The organism is Pseudomonas sp. S8 (genome assembly GCF_050473925.1).
GTDB classification, from domain to species: domain Bacteria; phylum Pseudomonadota; class Gammaproteobacteria; order Pseudomonadales; family Pseudomonadaceae; genus Aquipseudomonas; species Aquipseudomonas parakoreensis.
The window spans coordinates 1,108,854-1,127,395 of the sequence record NZ_JBFDVZ010000016.1 but is presented as its reverse complement, the minus strand read 5'-3'; the positions used below and the strand labels follow the sequence as shown (position 1 = coordinate 1,127,395).

Genomic DNA, 18,542 nt, shown 5'->3' with positions numbered 1-18,542 from the left:
TGAGGAGACGATCATGCTTGAACTCAGACCTTTCAACACGCTGGGCGGCGCTCATCACGGCTGGCTGGATGCCCATCACCACTTTTCGTTCGCCGAATACTACGACCCGCAACGCATGAACTGGGGCAATCTGCGGGTGTGGAATGACGATGTGATCGCCGCCGGCACCGGGTTCCCGTTACACCCGCACCGCGACATGGAAATCATCACCTATGTGCGTGAAGGTGCGATTACTCACCAGGACAACCTTGGTAATAAGGGACGCACTGAAGCCGGCGACGTGCAGGTCATGAGCGCCGGTACCGGCATCGCACACAGCGAATACAACCTGGAAGACAAGGAGACCCGAATCTTTCAGATCTGGATTCTGCCGACGGAAACCGGGGCGCCGCCATCGTGGGGTGCCAAACCGTTCCCCAAAGGTCAGCGCGAAGGCTTTGTCACCCTGGCCAGCGGCAAGGATGGCGATGATCAGAGCTTGCGCATTCGCGCCGATGCGCGATTGGTTGCAGCCAACCTCAAGGCGGGCGAAACAGCTGAGTATCAGCTGGATGCAGGACGCCGTGCGTACCTGGTGCCCGCCACCGGTCTGATTGAAGTCAATGGCTTGCGTGCACAAGCTCGAGATGGCGTTGCCGTCGAGCAGGAGGCGGTACTGACGGTGACGGCACTCGAAGACAGCGAAATCGTTTTGGTGGATCTGGCTTGATCGCCTGATATGCAGGTAAAAAAAGGGGCGACCGTCATGGTCGCCCATTTTTTGCAGCTTTTGTGGCGAGGGGATTCATCCCCGATAGGCCGCAAAGCGGTCGTCTTTTCAATGGAGCGGACTGCTACGCAGTCCATCGGGGATAAATCCCCTCACCACACAAAGAACTCACCTCCCTGAAGATCACTTGGTGCTGATTGCACCATCCACCAAGGTTTGCGCCTCAGCCACCAGTTGCTTGAGGTGGTCGTCGCCAATGAAGCTTTCAGCGTAGATCTTGTAGATGTCTTCGGTGCCCGAAGGACGCGCGGCGAACCAACCGTTTTCGGTCATCACCTTCAAACCGCCGATGGCCTGATCGTTGCCCGGCGCATGGCTGAGAATGCTCTGAATCTTCTCGCCTGCCAGTTCGGTCGACGTCACTTGCTGCGGCGACAGTTTGCTCAGCAGGGCTTTCTGCTCAGGGTTGGCCTTGGCATCGACGCGCACCGAGAACGGTTCACCCAGCTCATCGGTCAGGGCGCGATAGGCCTGGCTTGGGTCACGACCGGTACGCGCGGTCATTTCAGCCGCCAGCAGAGCTGGAATCAGGCCGTCCTTGTCGGTACTCCAGACGCCGCCATCCTTGCGCAGGAACGAAGCGCCGGCACTCTCTTCGCCACCAAAACCCAATGAGCCGTCGAACAGGCCATCGGCAAACCATTTGAAGCCGACCGGGACTTCATACAAGCGCCGACCCAGGCGCTTGGCCACACGATCAATCAGGCCGCTGCTGACCACGGTTTTACCCACGGCAGCGTCGACGCGCCATTGCGGGCGGTTCTGGAACAGGTAATCGATGGATACCGCCAGATAGTTGTTCGGTGCCAGCAGACCGCCTGAAGGCGTAACAATGCCATGACGGTCGTGATCCGGGTCGCAGGCGAACGCCACGTCGTAACGTTCCTTGAGACCGATCAAACCTTGCATCGCATGGCTGGACGATGGGTCCATGCGAATCTGACCGTCCCAATCGACCGTCATGAAACGGAACGTCGAATCGACCTGTTTGTTAACAACGTCCAGATCAAGACGATAATGCTCGGCAATCGCCGACCAGTAACGCACCCCTGCTCCACCCAGCGGATCGACACCCAGGCGCAACTTGGCGCCACGAATGGCATCGAAGTCGATCACGTTGATCAGGTCGGCGACGTAGCTGTTGAGGTAGTCATGGCGGTGCGTGGTGCTCGCCTTGAGCGCCTGCTCGTAGCTGATGCGTTTGACACCCGCCAGCTTGTTGGCCAGCAGTTCGTTGGCCTTGGCTTCGATCCACTTGGTGATATGGGTGTCGGCCGGGCCGCCATTGGTAGGGTTGTATTTGTAGCCACCACTTTGTGGCGGGTTGTGCGACGGCGTGATGACGATGCCATCGGCCAGGCCAGAAGTGCGGCCACGGTTGTAGCAGAGAATCGCATGCGAAACCGCCGGCGTCGGCGTGTATTCGTCGCCTTCGGCGATCATCACGGTCACGCCGTTGGCCGCCAGCACTTCCAGCGCACTGGCTCCTGCCGGGGTCGACAGTGCGTGAGTGTCGATACCGACAAACAACGGGCCATCAATGCCCTGTGCTTCGCGGTACAGGCAGATCGCTTGGCTGATCGCCAGAACGTGCCACTCATTGAAGCTCAGGTCAAAGGAACTGCCCCGATGCCCGGAAGTACCAAACGCCACACGCTGGGTGGAAATCGAAGCATCCGGTTGGCCGGTGTAATAAGCCGTTACCAGTCGCGGGATATCGACCAACAATTCTGCCGGTGCCGGTTTGCCCGCAAAAGGACTGATAGTCATGCAAAACCTCTGTAATAGAGTGGTTCAGGAAATACAGCGCAGTTTACTGGCAGTTCGACCACAGCGCGACGGGATCTATCCGACGGATTACAACGTTCATTCCACAGCAGCCAGGCGCAATGCATCCCCGAGCATTGCAATCGCTCCGCTCAAGCCGGTTTCCCCCTGATCCAGTAGGTTCAGACGCAGATGCCGACGGTGCAAACCCTGCAAACTGAACAGTGCCCCCGGCGCGATCAGAATCTGTTGTCTGAGCAGGCGCTGAAACACGTCGCGCATGTCCACCGGACGCCTTGCCCGCACCCAGACAGTCGCGCCGCCTTGCGGCTCAACGACCTGCAGTGCATCGCCCAAGCGTTCGCGCAGCAAATGGATCATGGGCGTTCGACGCTCCCTGAGCAGCCGGCGAAGGACATGCAGATGCTGATCGATCCGACCGTTTCCATACAGTCGAGCGATCGCCTTCTGGCGGATGGGCGACAGTCGGAACGAACGCATCAGAAAATGTCGCAGTAATTCGCTCTTCCATTGGCGCGACAACACGAACCCGTAAGGTGCTTCGATTCCGATGAATTTTTCGAACGTGGAGAAGACCAGCAGCCGATCTGGATCCAGCAAGTCACGCAGGCAATCGCCGTCCATGACTTCGCCAAGCTCACCATAACAATCGTTTTCCAGAACCCAGGTGCCGTGTTTGACAAGCAGCCCGGCGATGCGGCTGCGGTTGCCTGCAGGAACCTGGGTGCCACGCGGCATACTCAACCCCGAAGAAAGCACCACCAACCTGACATGTTCAGTGTTGAGCAGCGCTTCCAGGCGTTGCGGTTCCAGACCGCCGCAGGCCTGCAGGGGCAACTCGATTACGCGTACCTCTGCTGCCTGCAGCAGCCGCAGTATGACCCAGTCGCAGGGCGATTCAACCAGAACCGTTGCGTGTTTGAGCTGTAGAACGGCAACCAGAATTTCCAGCACCCCGCGCAGATCCGCACCAATGTAGACATCCTCGGCGTGCCAGCACTGCTGCGGTGAAGTGGTGTAGCGGGCTGCCACGACCGTGCGTAATTCAAACTCACCGCAAGGTTGATCAAGCGGCGTCGGTTGCCGGGGGTACTGCCGCAGCAGTTCGCGTTCGAGCAATAGCAACGGGCTGTCCAGCGATTGCACGGAGACCGGGTCTTCGGCGCTCAACAGCCGCATTCCCGGGTGCCGCGCATTGACGTAGAGGGTTTCAAGCAGATCATTGCAAACGGCTGGAGAAGACAGATCCGCTAACGCCCGGGCGTAATAACCGGACTTGGCAACTGAATAGACCCGCCCTTCTTTCTCCAGCAACGAATAAGCATATTGAATGGTCGAAATCGACACATTCAGACGCTCTGCCAGCTGACGCAGCGACGGTAGCCTGGTGTTGTCTTTACCGGCCGTCTCCGCCATCAATCGCATCAGGTAACGATAAACGGCCTGATAAGCGAAACCGGGCTCTCGTACCCCTTTCATGAGCCCGATACCGGGACGACAGGCGCTCTGAAGGATGAATCACTCACCTCAACGCTCCGCTGACCGGCCACCCACGCCGGTGTCGGCATTACCAGCATCCGCCGCGCCTCCTGCCGACCGGGCAGCACCACGGGCCGGCAGTGGCTCCATGGCGTAGAGATGCCCGATCAGTCTGATCGGCAGCCCGCTGACATCCGTCATCCATTGCAACACTTGCTCGGGGCCGTGCAGCCCTTGCATTGCCCGGTGCAAATCGGGCAATGCCACCAACATGCCGGGATGACAACTGCGCAGAAACCGCTCAAGCCCGGCCCCCCGCTCGATGAACGGCGTGAACAGCAGACACACCCATTGCGCTTCGTTAAGACCGTAGGTCTGGTGCAGAGCTGTTGCCGCCTCTTCACGCAACGCCTCAGTCTGCTGTAACCCTAGCCTCGCGATCATCTGTTCACAAACCGGATCCGGCACCTGCATTTGCTGCATGTTTAACAGCATGCGTTGAACATGTTCCGCAAAACCGCACTCATAACCGCTTCCGTCAATGAACTCGGCCTCAAGACCGTGAAGATGAGCCTCGATCAAAGGATCGGCGTATTCACCTTCGCCCTGATGAAACACCCATTCCTCCGCCTGATACCCGAGAAACTCGCTAAGCAACGGCCAGCGCTCCTCCAGCTTGCCCACCGCCATGTCGTGGATATCGACGAATGTAGTGCGACGGCAAGACTCGAATCCGTCCTCGGGACGCCAGCGCAATAGCTCGGATTCGGCGTAAAGACCGCGATACAGATCCCCTCCCAGGCCGTCGAGAACCGCGAACAAGTCATCGAATGAGACGGCATTGGATGGCAGAGCCTCCAGGCCGGCTTTCTGCACCGCTCGCGCGAGATCATTGATGAATTGCCTCTGTCGCCGCGGCGACTCACTGGCAACCCAGGCGTCAACACCATTGTTCCAGCGGGCAATCTGGCCGCAAAACTCGGCCCGCGCCAGGCAAACGTCGTCCCACAATTCAAGTGGCTCGTCCCTTACCCGGCGATGCCCCATCATCAGAAGATTGATGCGATTGGCATCCGCACTGTCCTTGTCGGGTGACTTCTGGTGATTGAACGGCAGTACTTGACGATGATCCACCATCAGCATTTCGACCCGGGGGTCATCATAGAGAAACAGTGCAGCAAAGCTGCGGTGCAGATTGTCGAGTGCGGCACCGCCCATGCTGCCGCTGCGCAGGACGGCGACACGCAACTGGAAGGTGGCGGGAGCGCGGCCGGCGATACTCAGCTGAGCGGCGCGCAACAACGCCAGGGTGTAGCAGCTGTCACGAGTACCGGACGGTGTCACCAGAACCTTGTAATCCCCCATGCGTTCCGCTCCGCCGGCGGCGACCATCAGCCGCTGGATCAGCAACTGCAGCGCAGTCCGTTCGGCTCTGGAAAAGAAACTCAGCAAACGTTGCAGTACTTGCTGGTAGACATAGTTCATTGCCTGATCATGGATCGTGCTCATCAGTACTTTACCCGGCGTAAAAAATTCATATCGCACATCAGTGAAGACACTGGCGCGATAAATTCATCAATAAGTAATAGACGATCAAATACTAACACTTATGATTTTGAAGTTATTTGAAACACTTGCACCTGAGAAGTCGACAATAACGTCACCCTAAGTGACGCAAACCCCTGCCCACGCTGGGTTTTCCCTGATAGAAAAACATCTGAGGAAACTTCTTACAGCGTCCCACGAACATTGAGTACAAGAAAAGCAGAACGATAATAGGAAAGACCCTACACCGATTAAACAGAAACCGGCATATCGCTCGCGAGATGAATTATTCAACACGGAATAGAAAACAGAATGCACAGACATGGCTCATTCCTTGAGATGAAAGTAATCATCCAATTATCAGGGCTTAGAGGGCGATTAAAAGATACAGATCGCGAGCAAAAACCGGTTCAGATGCACAGACAGCCAGGCACTGAATCCGGCAACTGTTGTGATGGCAAGGGAGCAACACGCTGGAGTCCGTGGGGCCACGGACTCTGATCGGAGGGGGGTTACGCGGGTTCGACCTGCAGAGCGACCCGCTCGCGGCATGGGCATTCGTCCATGTAACGATGCGCTTCAACGAACTCGTTGAACGGGAAGACCCGAGTCTTGAGCGGCAGCAATACGCGGTCGGCGGTGAGCTGGTTGATGTCACGCAGGGCCCGCTGCAAGGCGACGTGATCCTGAGTGATACCGAGCTCGGGTTTGCCGGTGAAATTGCCGATGCAGTGCACAAAGAACTGGATGTTCTTCTGAAAGGCCGCACAGGCCGGAAATGGTGTCTGATTACCGCCTTGCAGGCCATACAAAACGAGGCTGCCACGCGGCGCAAGCACATCACCGAGCAACGACATCTGCGGGCCGCCAAGACCGTCAAAGACCACATCGACACCACGGTTGTCGGTGATTTTGTTGATTCGCATCAACAGATCTTCTTCCTCGGTGACGATGACTTTCTCGGCACCCAGCGACAGCAGGTATTCACGCTCATCTGCGGTTTTCGTCGCGGCAATCACCCTCACCCCCATGGCTTTGCCCAACTGGACAAAGGACGGACCGGCGCAATGGCTGGCGTCAGTGACCAGGGCAAACTGCCCGGGTTTGACCCGCGCCAGATCGGCATAGGCGAAATAAGCGATCAACAGCGGCGTGTAATGCACGCTGGCTTCGATCGGGCTGAGCACATCCGGATAGCGCGTCAGCGCGGTGCGCGGCAATACAATCTGCTCGCCATACACCGGGTAGTCGTTCGGGCTTTCGGCCGGAAAACTGGCCACCTTGTCGCCAACCGACAGGTCGTCGACACCGTCACCGATCGCGGTGACCACGCCGGCCATTTCATGGCCAAGACCGGACGGCAAGCGTGCCTGGGACGAGGCCAGGTTCTGACGCCAGAGAATGTCATACCAGCTGATGCCGATCGCTTCGACACGCACCTGCACTTCGCCAGGACCTGGCTGAGCGGCCGCATGCTCTTCGCATTTGAGCACCTCGGCCGGACCAAACTTGTGAAAACGGATCGTGCGGGACATCGCAAACCTCGTCAAAGTAACCTCTAATGCCCTGAACTCTATCTGGGCTTTTGACCCAAGACTATCAGTGGCTATTAATAGTCGACATGCCTGTCATTGATTCCGCAGTATGAACGGCATTGGCAAAATCGATGAAAAAATGCCGCAACCGGCTCGGTAAAGCTGAATTTAGCGGTGCAGAGTACCAGCCTTTCCCCGTAATATTCATGCCGGCCATTGTTCTCATATGGTCGCTCTCGTCAAGCTTGATGACTCTGCCAGGACTCCAGATGAATCGTAATGACCTGCGTCGTGTCGACCTGAACCTGTTGATCGTGTTCGAAACCCTGATGCACGAACGCAGCGTGACCCGCGCCGCCGAGAAGCTGTTTCTCGGCCAGCCGGCGATCAGTGCGGCGCTCTCGCGCCTGCGCAGCCTGTTCGATGACCCGTTGTTCGTGCGCACCGGACGCAGCATGGAACCGTCCGCCCGCGCCGTGGAAATCTTTGCCCTGCTCTCGCCGGCACTCGACTCGATTTCCACCGCTGTCAGCCGAGCGGCGGACTTCGATCCGGCCACCAGCACCTCGGTATTTCGTATCGGCCTGTCCGATGACGTCGAATTCGCCCTGTTGCCGATGCTGCTCAAGCGCCTACGCGCCGAAGCACCGGGGATCGTCCTCGTCGTGCGTCGGGTCAACTACATATTGATGCCAAGCCTGCTGGCCTCCGGCGAAATTTCCATCGGTGTCAGCTACACCACCGACCTGCCGGCCAACGCCAAGCGCAAGGTCTTGCGGCGCAGTCAGCCGAAACTGCTGCGCGCCGATACGGTGCCGGGGCCGCTAAGCCTGGACGACTACTGCGCCCGCCCCCATGCGCTGGTGTCGTTCGCCGGCGACCTCAGTGGCTTCATTGATGAAGAGCTGGAGAAACTCGGGCGCAAGCGGCACGTGGTGCTGGCCGTGCCGCAGTTCAACGGCTTGAGCACGTTGCTGGCCGGAACCGACATCGTCGCGACGGTGCCGGATTACACGGCGGATGCGCTGACGGCGGCGGGCGGTGTGCGCGCAGAAGATCCACCGTTGCCGACGCGCACGTTTGAGCTGCACATGGCCTGGCGTGGATCGCAGGACAACGATCCAGGGGAGCGCTGGTTGCGGTCGCGGATTCAGATGTTTTTCGGTGATCCTGACAGCCTTGAGCTGCCTGCACATTAAGCAGGCAGCCAAAGGCTCAAGTCCTGGACCGGCTGATGCGATAGATCGACACGCAGTAAGACGACAACGCCAACGCCGCCAGCATCCCGCCGACAAGCCCGACGTAAGCAAAGCCGAACTGGCTGCCGACCCAGCTCCCCACCAGTGCCCCGCCGCCGATGCCGATGTTGTAGATCCCGGAAAACAGCGCCATCGCCACGTCGGTGGCGTCCGGCGCCAGCACCAGGACTTTCGACTGCAGCGCCAGCCCGAAGCCCATGATCGCCATGCCCCAGAACACACTCAACACGCCGAGGTATGAGACGTTGCCGCTGAACGGCAACAGCAACGCCAGGCACAAGGCGAGCACCGATACGCAGATGATCAGAAAACGTTGCGGGTTATAGCTGTGCAAATAGCTGAACAGCAGCGAGCCGAAAATGCCAGCGCCGCCGAATAACAACAGCAGGAGCGTCACCACCTCACCGCTCATGTTGGCCACGGTCAGTACGAACGGCTCGATGTAGCTGTAAGCGGTGAACTGTGCAGTCACCACCAGAGCTGTCAGCACATAAACGGCTACCAGCGCAGGTCGCTTCAGCAATATGGGCAGGCTCTTGAGCGAGCCCGAGTTCTGGCTGGGCAGCAACGGCAGCACCTTCGCCAGACAGAACACCAGCGCCGCCGCGAAGCCCGCAATCACGATAAAGGTTGTGCGCCACCCCATCGCCTCGCCCAGCAAGCGGCCGAGAGGAATGCCCAGCACCATCGCCAGCGAAGTACCGGTTGCGAGCAAGCCCAGCGCCTGAACCTGCTTGCCCGGCGGAGCCAGGCGCACGGCCAGAGAAGCGGTGATTGACCAGAACAGCGCATGCGATAGCGCCACGCCGATCCGGCTCACCAGCAGCACCCCAAAGCTGGTCGCCAGACCCGACAGTATGTGGCTGGCGATAAACATTGCGAACAGCACGAGCAACAGTTTGCGTCGCTCGACGTTGCGCGTCAGCAGCATGATCGGCAGCGACGTCAGAGACACCACCCACGCGTAAATGGTCAGCATCAGACCGACCTGCGCCGTCGACATGTCGAAGCTGCTGCCGATCGAGCTCAACAGCCCGACAGGCACAAACTCGGTGGTGTTGAACACAAACGCGGCCAATGCCAGGGCAATGACTGCGTACCAGTTGCCGGTGTTTGTCGCCGTAGAATCACTCATTGAACGTCGTATTACTCGTCGATGATCGCGCGTGAATGTACGCAAGCGATCTGTGCCCATCTGTCGGTGTCTTGGTGCCGATTGCCGAATGTTTCGACGTTTAGGGGGACGCATCATCAGAGGGTCAAGCCACACTGATCTGATCCAATGCGGTAGAAGCATACGAGGTCTTGATCAAACAAGCTGCCTTGTTCACTGGCCCAAGTAAACGTTGCCCTGCATGCAGTCATTCTTCAGGTCGATCTGTTTCTGCGCGATGATCATCCCGTCACCCACGGCACTGCCCATGCCGTGGATTTTATCGTTCGCTGCCGGGGTTGAAAGGTAGCTGGCGGTCGCAGCGTTGGCCTGATATTGGCATTCAGCTATATCGTGCTGGATACCGCGCATGAAAATGCGGTTCGTGCTGCGCGACGTATCTTGAGCAGCAAGGAGCCGGTGAAGCGTTCGACCATGCCGAAGCGGTAAATGGCCTCGCTGGCAGGCACGGCTCCAGACGCTTGCACAATCCCGATAGCCTTCAGTCCTTGAGTCCCCGCACAGCCACGGCAGCAATGATGGCAAAGTGATAATGACAAATCCGGTAATAAAGTTTAACTTACCGCCGCCCCGACCGCTGGAGGATCGGGCATTTGCACTCAGTTAAGGAAAACGATGGCAATGGTCTATTGTCGTGCTTGCGCCAAGGAGCTACACGAAACGGCGCTCACCTGCCCCCAATGCGGGGCGCCCCAACAGGCCTCCGTGCCGCAAACGCAAGCCGAAACACCCTGGCTGGCCATCGTTTCATTGATCCTCGGGATTATCAGCGCACTCAACCTGTTTGATGATTCCGAATGGGACAGGGATGCGATTGTCGGTGTGGGCATCCTCAGCCTTGCAGGCCTCACTTGCGGCATCGTCTGTATCAACCAAAAACACCCAGGAAGAAACCTCGCGATCGCCGGCATCGTTTTGTCTGGCCTTGCCGCGTTCGTTTTGTCCTGTCTATCGATTGAATAATTTTAGGGAAAAAATATGAGCTTGGTTTTCTGCCGTGGTTGCGCCAAGGAAATTAGTAGCCTGGCCGTGGCATGCCCACAGTGCGGTGCACCTCAGGCCGCTCAACCGTCCTATGCAAGCGGCCCCGCCATCACCACGGGCAATCCTTACGTGGAAGCGCTGAAGAATTACGCCGAATTCAAAGGCCGCGCCACCCGCCGCGAGTACTGGATGTTTGTGCTGATCAACATGGGTATCTGCATTGTCATGGGCGTTCTCGACGCCATGCTCAACACCAAGGGCTTGCTTTACAATCTGTACAGCCTGGCGATGTTGCTGCCGAGCATCGCAGTGGGCGCGCGCCGTATGCACGACACTGACCGTAGCGGCTGGTGGTTGCTGCTGCCGATCGTCAACCTGGTGTTCCTGGTGCAAGACAGCCAGCCAGGTCCGAACCGTTTCGGGCCGAACCGCAAAGGCAACAACTGAGTCACTTCGCAACACGTTGAACGAGACGGCCTTCATGGCCGTCTCTTTGTTTATGAATTCTGTTCCTGAAGCCGCCGCTGGATTTTTACTGGCGGCGCAACACACATTTGTCATCAAACCAATTGATAGCACCCTAACGAAAGGTGCATGCTAGAGGGCTCGAATCGCTCTTATATCATTCCGAATGATAGTTACCTTTGCTTCATTCGATTCGTGCCATCACAGCCCGCCGAGCATCATCCGCCCATCTTCAATACATTGGCGGATGATTCCATGGAACAGTCACTCAAACATTTGCGCTTCCCCTTGGCCATGTTGGCCGTGCTGGTGATGAGCGCTTGCGGCAAGACTCCGGAGACTGCCGCCACTATGCCCGCTGCCAAAGTCAGCGTGGCCAAGGTGCTGGAACAACCGGTCAACGAGTGGGACGAATTCACCGGGCGCCTCGAAGCGCCGGAAACCGTTGAAATCCGTCCACGGGTCTCCGGCCAGATCGACGAGGTGGCGTTCACCGAAGGCGCGCTGGTCAAGAAAGGTGACCTGCTGTTCCAGATCGATCCGCGCCCTTTCCAGGCAGAAGTTCGCCGTCTCGAAGCTTTGGTAGCCCAAGCGCGCGCCAATGCCACCCGCAGTGAAAACGAAGCCGGTCGCGGCGAACGTCTGCGCGCCAGCAACGCGATCTCCGCTGAACTGGCCGACTCGCGCACCAGCGCTGCACAAGAGGCCCGCGCCGCCGTTGGCGCCCTGCAAGCGCAACTGGATCTGGCCAAGCTGAACCTGAGTTTCACCCGCGTCACCGCGCCAATCAGCGGCCGCGTCAGTCGCGCCGAAATCACCGCCGGCAACCTGGTGACCGCCGACACCACCGCGCTGACCAGCGTAGTCTCCACCGACAAGGTTTACGCCTACTTCGACGCCGACGAGCGTGTGTTCCTCAAATACACCCAACTCGCCCGCAACGGCCAACGTGGCGCCACCACGCCGGTGTACATGGGCCTGTCCAATGAAGACGGCAACCCGCACCTCGGTCAGATGAACTTCGTCGACAACCAGGTCAATCCGAAAACCGGCACCATCCGTGGTCGTGCGGTGTTCGACAACAGCGACGGCACCTACACCCCGGGCCTGTACGCACGACTGAAACTGGTCGGCAGCGGCACCTACAACGCCATGCTGATCAACGACGAAGCGGTCGGTACCGACCTGGGCAAGAAGTTCGTGCTGGTGATGGATGCGGACAACAAAACCGCTTATCGCGCCGTTGAACTGGGGCCGAAGATCGAAGGCCTGCGCATCGTGCGCACCGGTCTGAACAAGGACGACACGATCATCGTCAAGGGCCTGCAGCGGGTTCGTCCGGGTTCTCCGGTGACGCCTGAAGTGATCCCGATGGCCAGCGAGCAGACCATTGCCGCTCTGGCTCAACAACGTCAAGCGCTGGAAGCCAGCAACCTGCCCAAAGTCGCACCTGCCAAAGGTGCACAGGGTACGGCTGTGAAGCTGGCCGCTACGACCCCACGCGGTTAAGGGACGACAACTCCGATGAATTTTTCCCAATTCTTCATTTCACGGCCGATCTTCGCAGCGGTGCTCTCGCTGCTGATCCTGATCGCCGGTGCGATCTCGCTGTTCCAGTTGCCGATCAGCGAATACCCGGAAGTGGTGCCACCGACCGTGGTGGTACGCGCCAACTTCCCGGGTGCCAACCCCAAAGTCATCGGTGAAACCGTGGCCGCTCCGCTGGAGCAGGCCATCACCGGCGTCGAGAACATGCTGTACATGTCCTCGCAATCCACCGCTGACGGCAAGATCACCCTGACCATCACCTTCGCCCTGGGCACCGACCTGGATAACGCGCAGGTACAGGTGCAGAACCGGGTGACCCGGACCGAGCCGAAACTTCCCGAAGAAGTGACGCGCATCGGTATCACCGTCGACAAGGCCTCGCCCGACCTGACCATGGTTGTGCACTTGACCTCGCCGGACAAACGCTACGACATGCTCTACCTGTCCAACTACGCGATACTCAACATCAAGGATGAGCTCGCGCGTCTGGGCGGTGTCGGTGACGTGCAGCTGTTCGGCATGGGCGACTACTCGCTGCGGGTCTGGCTCGATCCGAACAAGACCGCTTCGCGTAACCTGACCGCCACCGACGTGGTGACGGCGATTCGTGAGCAGAACCGTCAGGTTGCTGCCGGTCAGCTCGGTGCGCCCCCTGCGCCGAATGCCCAGAGCTTCCAGCTGTCGGTCAACACCCAGGGCCGTCTGGTGTCCGAGGAAGAGTTCGAGAACATCATCATTCGCTCCGGCGACAACGGTGAAATCACTCGCCTCAAGGACATCGCGCGCGTCGAGCTGGGTTCCAGTCAGTACGCCCTGCGTTCGTTGCTGAACAATCAGCCAGCGGTAGCGATCCCGATCTTCCAGCGTCCAGGCTCCAACGCCATCGATATTTCGAACGAAGTTCGCGGCAAGATGGAAGAGCTGAAGAAAGGCTTCCCGCAAGGCATGGACTACAGCATCGTCTATGACCCGACGATCTTCGTGCGCGGCTCGATCGAGGCGGTGGTTCACACCCTCTTCGAAGCGCTGATCCTCGTGGTGCTGGTAGTGATCCTGTTCCTGCAGACCTGGCGCGCCTCGATCATTCCGTTGGTGGCGGTGCCGGTGTCGTTGATCGGTACGTTTGCGGTCATGCACCTGTTCGGCTTCTCGCTCAACGCCCTGTCGCTGTTCGGCCTGGTGCTGGCGATCGGTATCGTGGTGGACGACGCCATCGTGGTGGTGGAGAACGTCGAGCGCAACATTGAACTGGGGCTCAACCCGTTCGATGCGACCAAAAAGGCCATGGGTGAAGTGACCGGCCCGATCATTGCGACCGCACTGGTGCTGTGTGCAGTGTTCGTTCCGGCGGCATTCATCTCCGGCCTCACCGGGCAGTTCTACAAGCAGTTCGCGCTGACCATTGCAATCTCGACCGTGATCTCGGCGTTCAACTCGCTGACGCTGTCGCCAGCGCTGGCCGCCGTGTTGCTCAAAGGGCATGACGCGCCGAAAGACCGCTTCTCCAGGATTCTCGACAAAATCTTCGGTGGCTGGCTGTTCCGCCCGTTCAACCGTTTCTTTGACAAAGCCAGCCATGGCTACGTAGGCACGGTGCGCCGCGTGATCCGCAGCAGCGGCATCGCTCTGCTGCTGTATGCAGGCCTGATGGTGCTGACGTTCTTCGGTTTCTCCAGCACACCAACCGGTTTCGTACCCGGCCAGGACAAGCAATACCTGGTGGCCTTCGCGCAACTGCCGGACGCCGCGAGCCTGGATCGCACCGAAGACGTGATCAAGCGCATGTCCGACCTGGCGTTGAAACAACCGGGCGTGGAAAGCGCCGTAGCGTTCCCGGGCCTGTCGATCAACGGTTTCACCAACAGCCCGAACGCCGGCATCGTGTTCGTGACCCTGAAACCGTTCGACGAACGTAAAGACCCGAGCATGTCCGCCGGTGCCATCGCCGGGGCCTTGAACGGTCAGTACGCGAACATTCAGGAAGCGTACATGGCGATTTTCCCGCCACCGCCGGTACAAGGTCTGGGCACCATTGGTGGTTTCCGCCTGCAAATCGAAGACCGGGGCAACCTGGGCTACGACGAGCTGTACAAGGAAACCATGAACATCATCGCCAAGAGCCACAACGTGCCGGAACTGGCCGGACTGTTCACCAGCTACACCGTGAACGTGCCGCAAGTCGATGCCGCCATCGACCGCGAAAAGGCCAAGACTCACGGCGTGGCCGTCAGTGACATCTTCGACACCCTGCAGATCTACCTGGGTTCGCTGTATGCCAACGACTTCAACCGCTTCGGGCGCACCTATCAGGTCAATGTTCAGGCTGAACAGCAGTTCCGCCTCGAATCCGATCAGATCGGTCAGTTGAAAGTGCGTAACAACAAGGGCGAAATGATCCCGCTGGCGACCTTCATCAAGGTCAGCGACACCTCGGGCCCGGATCGTGTAATGCACTACAACGGCTTTATCACCGCTGAAATCAACGGTGCGGCAGCCCCCGGCTACAGCTCCGGCCAGGCCGAAAAAGCCATCGAAAAACTGCTCAAGGATGAACTGCCAAACGGCATGACCTACGAGTGGACCGACCTGACCTACCAGCAGATTCTGTCCGGTAACACTGCGCTGTTCGTGTTCCCGCTCTGCGTATTGCTGGCGTTCCTGGTGCTCGCCGCTCAATACGAAAGCTGGAGCCTGCCACTGGCGGTGATCCTGATCGTACCGATGACCCTGCTGTCGGCCATCACCGGGGTGATTGTCTCCGGCGGCGACAACAACATCTTTACCCAGATCGGCTTGATCGTACTGGTGGGCCTGGCCTGTAAGAACGCGATTCTGATCGTCGAATTCGCCAAGGACAAACAGCTGGAAGGCCTCGACCCGCTGGCTGCGGTACTGGAAGCCTGCCGTCTGCGTCTGCGGCCGATCCTGATGACTTCGTTCGCGTTCATCATGGGTGTAGTGCCACTGGTGTTCTCCAGCGGTGCCGGTGCCGAGATGCGTCACGCCATGGGTGTGGCCGTGTTCTCCGGGATGCTCGGGGTGACCTTCTTCGGTCTGTTGCTGACGCCCGTGTTCTACGTGTTGATCCGTAACTTTGTCGAACGCGGGGAAGCCCGCAAAGCGGCCAGAGCGCACGCTCTTCAAAAGCCACTGGAGGCGCAATAATGAGTCTGAAAGTCTTCCTGCCGAGTCTTCTGGTGCTGGCGCTGAGCGCCTGCGCCGTCGGCCCCGACTACAAGACCCCAGCCACGGAGGCGGCCAATATCACGGCCGCCACCGATGGCGCCGCCGGGCAAAAGAACTTTGACCGTTCGAAATTCGAAGGCATCTGGTGGCAGCAATTCGACGATCCGACCCTCAACCAGTTGGTGACTCAATCGCTGCAAGGCAACCGTCAACTGCGCGTGGCGTTCGCCCGCTGGAAAGCCGCCCGGGCGATCCGCGACGACGTCAGCAACGATGCGATGCCGACCATCACCAGCCGCGCCAGCAGTGATCTGGCCAAGGGACAAATTCCCGGCCAGACCACCAAGCGGGTCAACAGCGAACGCTACGATCTGGGCCTGGACATGGCTTGGGAGCTTGATCTGTTCGGCCGGATCCAGCGCAATCTGGAAGCCAGCGACGCCGACCAGCAGGCGGCCGAAGCCGATCTGTATCAACTGCAAGTCACGATGATTGCCGAACTGGTCGACGCCTACGGTCAACTGCGCGGTGCGCAACTGCGCGAGAAAATCGCCGTGGCCAACCTGGAAAACCAGCAGGAGTCGCGCAAGATCACCATCAGCCTGCGTGACGCCGGCGTCGGTGATCAGCTCGACGTCGAACGTGCCGATGCGCGTCTGGCCTCGGTCGAAGCCAGCGTGCCGCAATTGCAGGCGGAACAGGTTCGGCAGAAAAACCGCATCGCCACCCTTTTGGGTGAGCGTCCGGACAAAATGACCGTGGACTTGAGCCCGAAAGACTTGCCGGCAATTGCCAAGGCTTTGCCAATCGGTGATCCGGGTGAGCTGCTGCAACGCCGTCCGGACATCCTCAGCGCCGAACGCAAACTGGCCTCGGCCACCGCGCGGATCGGCGTAGCGAAAGCCGACCTGTTTCCACGAGTCAGCCTCAGCGGGTTCCTGGGCTGGACGGCCGGGCGTGGTTCGCAGATCGGCTCCTCGGCGGCCAACGCCTGGGCACTCGGCCCGAGCATTACCTGGGCGGCGTTCGATCTGGGAAGCGTGCGCGCCCGCTTGCGTGGCGCCGATGCCGATGCCGAAGGCGCACTCGCCACCTACGAGCAGCAAGTGTTGCTGGCGCTGGAAGAATCGGAAAACGCCTTCAGCGATTACGGCAAGCGTCAGCAACGGTTGATCTCGCTGATTCGTCAGAGTGAATCGAGCCGCAAGGCTGCCGACCTGGCTGAAATCCGCTACCGCGAAGGCACCACCGACTTCCTCGTGCTGCTCGACGCCCAGCGTGAACGGCTGAACGCCGAAGACAGTCAGGCCCAGGCCGAGGTTGATCTGTATCGCGGCATCGTCGCGATTTACAAAGCCTTGGGTGGTGGCTGGCAGCCAGAAACCGTCGCCAGCAAGTAAAGCTTTTCAAAGCGCTCCTTTGGTTGGCCGCAACCAACCAATTTTTTGCCCCGCGTATCATTCGGTCGCGGGGCTTTTTTGTGCCCACCCCTGTAGGAGCTGACGCAGACTGCGATCTTTTGATCTTGAACATCAAAGTCAAAAGATCGCAGCCTGCGGCAGCTCCTGCAGGCCAATTCGCAAGCATGGGTTTGACTCATGGCCTTCTCTGACCGAAGCTTGCCCCTCTGCTAAAGAACACCCGTTCACGGAAATCGCATGCCTCAGTCCCGCCGCTACCTGCTCATCAGCCTTGGCCTCGTGCTGATCATCGTCGTTGCCTGGTTATCTCTGCGCTCCACCGCCCCGGTAGTGCCCGAGGCGATCAAGCGCGGCTACAGCGAAGCCCTGACGGCGGCCCGCTCCGGGCAGCCCGGGGCGGCACGGCAGTTGTACCAGCAATTGGGGCGCCCGGACTTGTCGGCCAAGCGCAGCGTCTGGCTGCTGGCCGAACTGCCCAACTATCCAAGCCCACAAGCGCTGAAACTGGCCGATGCGCATCTGCAGAACGAAGCCCCCGAAGTCCGGCTGGCAGCGATTCAAAGTGTGGTCGGGCTGGTGCCCGGCGGGCAACGCAGCCTGCTGCTCGGGCCGATGCTCGACGATGAAGATCAAAACGTGCGTTTTGCCGCAATCAACGCCCTCCTCGGTCTGACGCCGGATGAGCTGGGGCTGTATTTTGCCCCGCTACAGCAAGCCATCGATGGTTGGGAACAAGTGCTCCAGGGCCAACCGGAAAGCGCCGCCACCTATGCGCAGCTGGCGCGCCTGTATCTGCACAACGCCGAGCTCAAACAGGCGCAGCAAGCGCTGGACAACACGCTGCGTCTGGAACCGGGCAACCTGCCGGCGCTGGTGATGCAAATCGATGTGCTCGACCGCCAGGGCCAGAGCGACGCCGCGCGCCAGTTGCTCGCCAAACAACTGCAGACCCAGCCGGATTCCGCCTATCTGCAACACGCCTTGGGCCTGTGGCTGTTGCACCACGGCCAGCGCGAATTCGCCCTGCTCGGCTTGTCCAAAGCCGTCGAACTGGAACCGGACAACAAGGATTACCGCTACGACCTCGCCACCACCCTGCATGCCGCCGAAGAACTGGAAGCGGCGCAAAAACAACTGCAGGAAGTCGTGCAGCGCCACCCCGCCGACCGTAAGGCACGGGTGCTGTTGATCAATTACTGGAAGGAAAGCGGACAGTTGCAGAACGTGCAGATTCTGCTCGCGCAACTGGAGCAGATGAACCCTGATGACCCGGCGTTACAACAGGGACTCTGAGCCTTTACCCGCTGATTCAATGACACTTTGCTATCGAAACCTCGGAACCGTCATGAGCGGCAGCGGTCAAGTAATCAGGTAGAGCACAACGGCTGG

At 59.3% G+C, this 18,542-nt stretch carries 14 protein-coding genes; 8 read left to right on the top strand and 6 right to left on the bottom strand.

From position 1 onward, the window contains the following. Nucleotides 1-13: 13 nt before the first annotated feature. Nucleotides 14-709 (top strand): pirin family protein, encoded by a 696-nt coding sequence (locus tag AB1J88_RS06380; protein ID WP_041064200.1) that lies wholly within the window; start codon nt 14-16, stop codon nt 707-709. A gap of 183 nt (nt 710-892) precedes the next feature. Here AB1J88_RS06380 and pgm read toward each other — a convergent pair whose 3' ends face one another. From pgm to AB1J88_RS06360, 4 genes are all read right to left on the bottom strand, one after another. Next, entirely contained in the window at nt 893-2,539 is a 1,647-nt protein-coding gene (pgm, locus tag AB1J88_RS06375) for a phosphoglucomutase (alpha-D-glucose-1,6-bisphosphate-dependent) (protein ID WP_222014402.1), read from the bottom strand. A gap of 96 nt (nt 2,540-2,635) precedes the next feature. Beyond that, the gene (locus AB1J88_RS06370; protein WP_430290530.1) at nt 2,636-4,036 is read right to left on the bottom strand and encodes a GntR family transcriptional regulator; all 1,401 of its coding nucleotides are present in this window, start codon (nt 4,034-4,036) and stop codon (nt 2,636-2,638) included. Nucleotides 4,037-4,084: 48 nt separating this feature from the next. Next, on the bottom strand, nt 4,085-5,545 hold the full coding sequence (locus tag AB1J88_RS06365; RefSeq protein WP_430290529.1) for a hypothetical protein: 1,461 nt from the start codon (nt 5,543-5,545) through the stop codon (nt 4,085-4,087). A gap of 548 nt (nt 5,546-6,093) precedes the next feature. Continuing rightward, complete coding sequence (locus tag AB1J88_RS06360; RefSeq protein ID WP_041064212.1) at nt 6,094-7,116, bottom strand: zinc-dependent alcohol dehydrogenase family protein; 1,023 nt, start codon at nt 7,114-7,116, stop codon at nt 6,094-6,096. Between the two features lie 269 nt (nt 7,117-7,385). Here AB1J88_RS06360 and AB1J88_RS06355 point away from each other — a divergent pair, with 269 nt between their 5' ends. Then, complete coding sequence (locus tag AB1J88_RS06355) at nt 7,386-8,315, top strand: LysR family transcriptional regulator (RefSeq protein WP_095669104.1); 930 nt, start codon at nt 7,386-7,388, stop codon at nt 8,313-8,315. A 16-nt stretch (nt 8,316-8,331) separates the two neighbouring features. Here AB1J88_RS06355 and AB1J88_RS06350 read toward each other — a convergent pair whose 3' ends face one another. Further along, complete coding sequence (locus tag AB1J88_RS06350; protein ID WP_430290528.1) at nt 8,332-9,510, bottom strand: sugar transporter; 1,179 nt, start codon at nt 9,508-9,510, stop codon at nt 8,332-8,334. A 192-nt stretch (nt 9,511-9,702) separates the two neighbouring features. Then, entirely contained in the window at nt 9,703-9,900 is a 198-nt protein-coding gene (locus AB1J88_RS06345; RefSeq protein ID WP_430290526.1) for a hypothetical protein, read from the bottom strand. 264 nt (nt 9,901-10,164) lie between these two features. Between AB1J88_RS06345 and AB1J88_RS06340 the strand changes: the two genes are divergently transcribed. The 6 genes from AB1J88_RS06340 to AB1J88_RS06315 all read left to right on the top strand — a co-directional run bounded on the left by AB1J88_RS06340 (nt 10,165) and on the right by AB1J88_RS06315 (nt 18,446). Continuing rightward, the gene (locus AB1J88_RS06340) at nt 10,165-10,512 is read left to right on the top strand and encodes a DUF4190 domain-containing protein (protein WP_041064263.1); all 348 of its coding nucleotides are present in this window, start codon (nt 10,165-10,167) and stop codon (nt 10,510-10,512) included. A gap of 15 nt (nt 10,513-10,527) precedes the next feature. Further along, nucleotides 10,528-10,980 carry a DUF805 domain-containing protein gene (locus AB1J88_RS06335; RefSeq protein WP_108182774.1) on the top strand — a complete coding sequence of 151 codons (453 nt, stop codon included), beginning with the start codon at nt 10,528-10,530 and terminating at the stop codon, nt 10,978-10,980. Between the two features lie 273 nt (nt 10,981-11,253). Beyond that, nucleotides 11,254-12,507: a multidrug efflux RND transporter periplasmic adaptor subunit MexE gene (gene mexE / locus AB1J88_RS06330; RefSeq protein ID WP_041064269.1), complete on the top strand. Its 1,254-nt coding sequence runs from the start codon at nt 11,254-11,256 to the stop codon at nt 12,505-12,507. A 15-nt stretch (nt 12,508-12,522) separates the two neighbouring features. Next, on the top strand, nt 12,523-15,711 hold the full coding sequence (locus tag AB1J88_RS06325; protein ID WP_041064272.1) for an efflux RND transporter permease subunit: 3,189 nt from the start codon (nt 12,523-12,525) through the stop codon (nt 15,709-15,711). Next, the gene (locus AB1J88_RS06320; protein ID WP_041064275.1) at nt 15,711-17,132 is read left to right on the top strand and encodes an efflux transporter outer membrane subunit; all 1,422 of its coding nucleotides are present in this window, start codon (nt 15,711-15,713) and stop codon (nt 17,130-17,132) included. The genes AB1J88_RS06325 and AB1J88_RS06320 overlap by 1 nt, the downstream gene beginning before the upstream one ends. A gap of 258 nt (nt 17,133-17,390) precedes the next feature. Further along, nucleotides 17,391-18,446 (top strand): tetratricopeptide repeat protein, encoded by a 1,056-nt coding sequence (locus AB1J88_RS06315; protein ID WP_108182776.1) that lies wholly within the window; start codon nt 17,391-17,393, stop codon nt 18,444-18,446. The last annotated feature ends 96 nt before the right edge of the window (nt 18,447-18,542 follow it).

Excerpts from the sequence above, each read along its gene's own strand:
- AB1J88_RS06380 (WP_041064200.1), top strand. The coding sequence starts at position 14 with ATGCTTGAACTCAGACCTTTCAACACGCTGGGCGGCGCTCATCACGGC.
- pgm (WP_222014402.1), bottom strand. The coding sequence starts at position 2,539 with ATGACTATCAGTCCTTTTGCGGGCAAACCGGCACCGGCAGAATTGTTG.
- AB1J88_RS06370 (WP_430290530.1), bottom strand. The coding sequence starts at position 4,036 with ATGAAAGGGGTACGAGAGCCCGGTTTCGCTTATCAGGCCGTTTATCGT.
- AB1J88_RS06365 (WP_430290529.1), bottom strand. The coding sequence starts at position 5,545 with ATGAGCACGATCCATGATCAGGCAATGAACTATGTCTACCAGCAAGTA.
- AB1J88_RS06360 (WP_041064212.1), bottom strand. The coding sequence starts at position 7,116 with ATGTCCCGCACGATCCGTTTTCACAAGTTTGGTCCGGCCGAGGTGCTC.
- AB1J88_RS06355 (WP_095669104.1), top strand. The coding sequence starts at position 7,386 with ATGAATCGTAATGACCTGCGTCGTGTCGACCTGAACCTGTTGATCGTG.
- AB1J88_RS06350 (WP_430290528.1), bottom strand. The coding sequence starts at position 9,510 with ATGAGTGATTCTACGGCGACAAACACCGGCAACTGGTACGCAGTCATT.
- AB1J88_RS06345 (WP_430290526.1), bottom strand. The coding sequence starts at position 9,900 with ATGCGCGGTATCCAGCACGATATAGCTGAATGCCAATATCAGGCCAAC.
- AB1J88_RS06340 (WP_041064263.1), top strand. The coding sequence starts at position 10,165 with ATGGCAATGGTCTATTGTCGTGCTTGCGCCAAGGAGCTACACGAAACG.
- AB1J88_RS06335 (WP_108182774.1), top strand. The coding sequence starts at position 10,528 with ATGAGCTTGGTTTTCTGCCGTGGTTGCGCCAAGGAAATTAGTAGCCTG.
- mexE (WP_041064269.1), top strand. The coding sequence starts at position 11,254 with ATGGAACAGTCACTCAAACATTTGCGCTTCCCCTTGGCCATGTTGGCC.
- AB1J88_RS06325 (WP_041064272.1), top strand. The coding sequence starts at position 12,523 with ATGAATTTTTCCCAATTCTTCATTTCACGGCCGATCTTCGCAGCGGTG.
- AB1J88_RS06320 (WP_041064275.1), top strand. The coding sequence starts at position 15,711 with ATGAGTCTGAAAGTCTTCCTGCCGAGTCTTCTGGTGCTGGCGCTGAGC.
- AB1J88_RS06315 (WP_108182776.1), top strand. The coding sequence starts at position 17,391 with ATGCCTCAGTCCCGCCGCTACCTGCTCATCAGCCTTGGCCTCGTGCTG.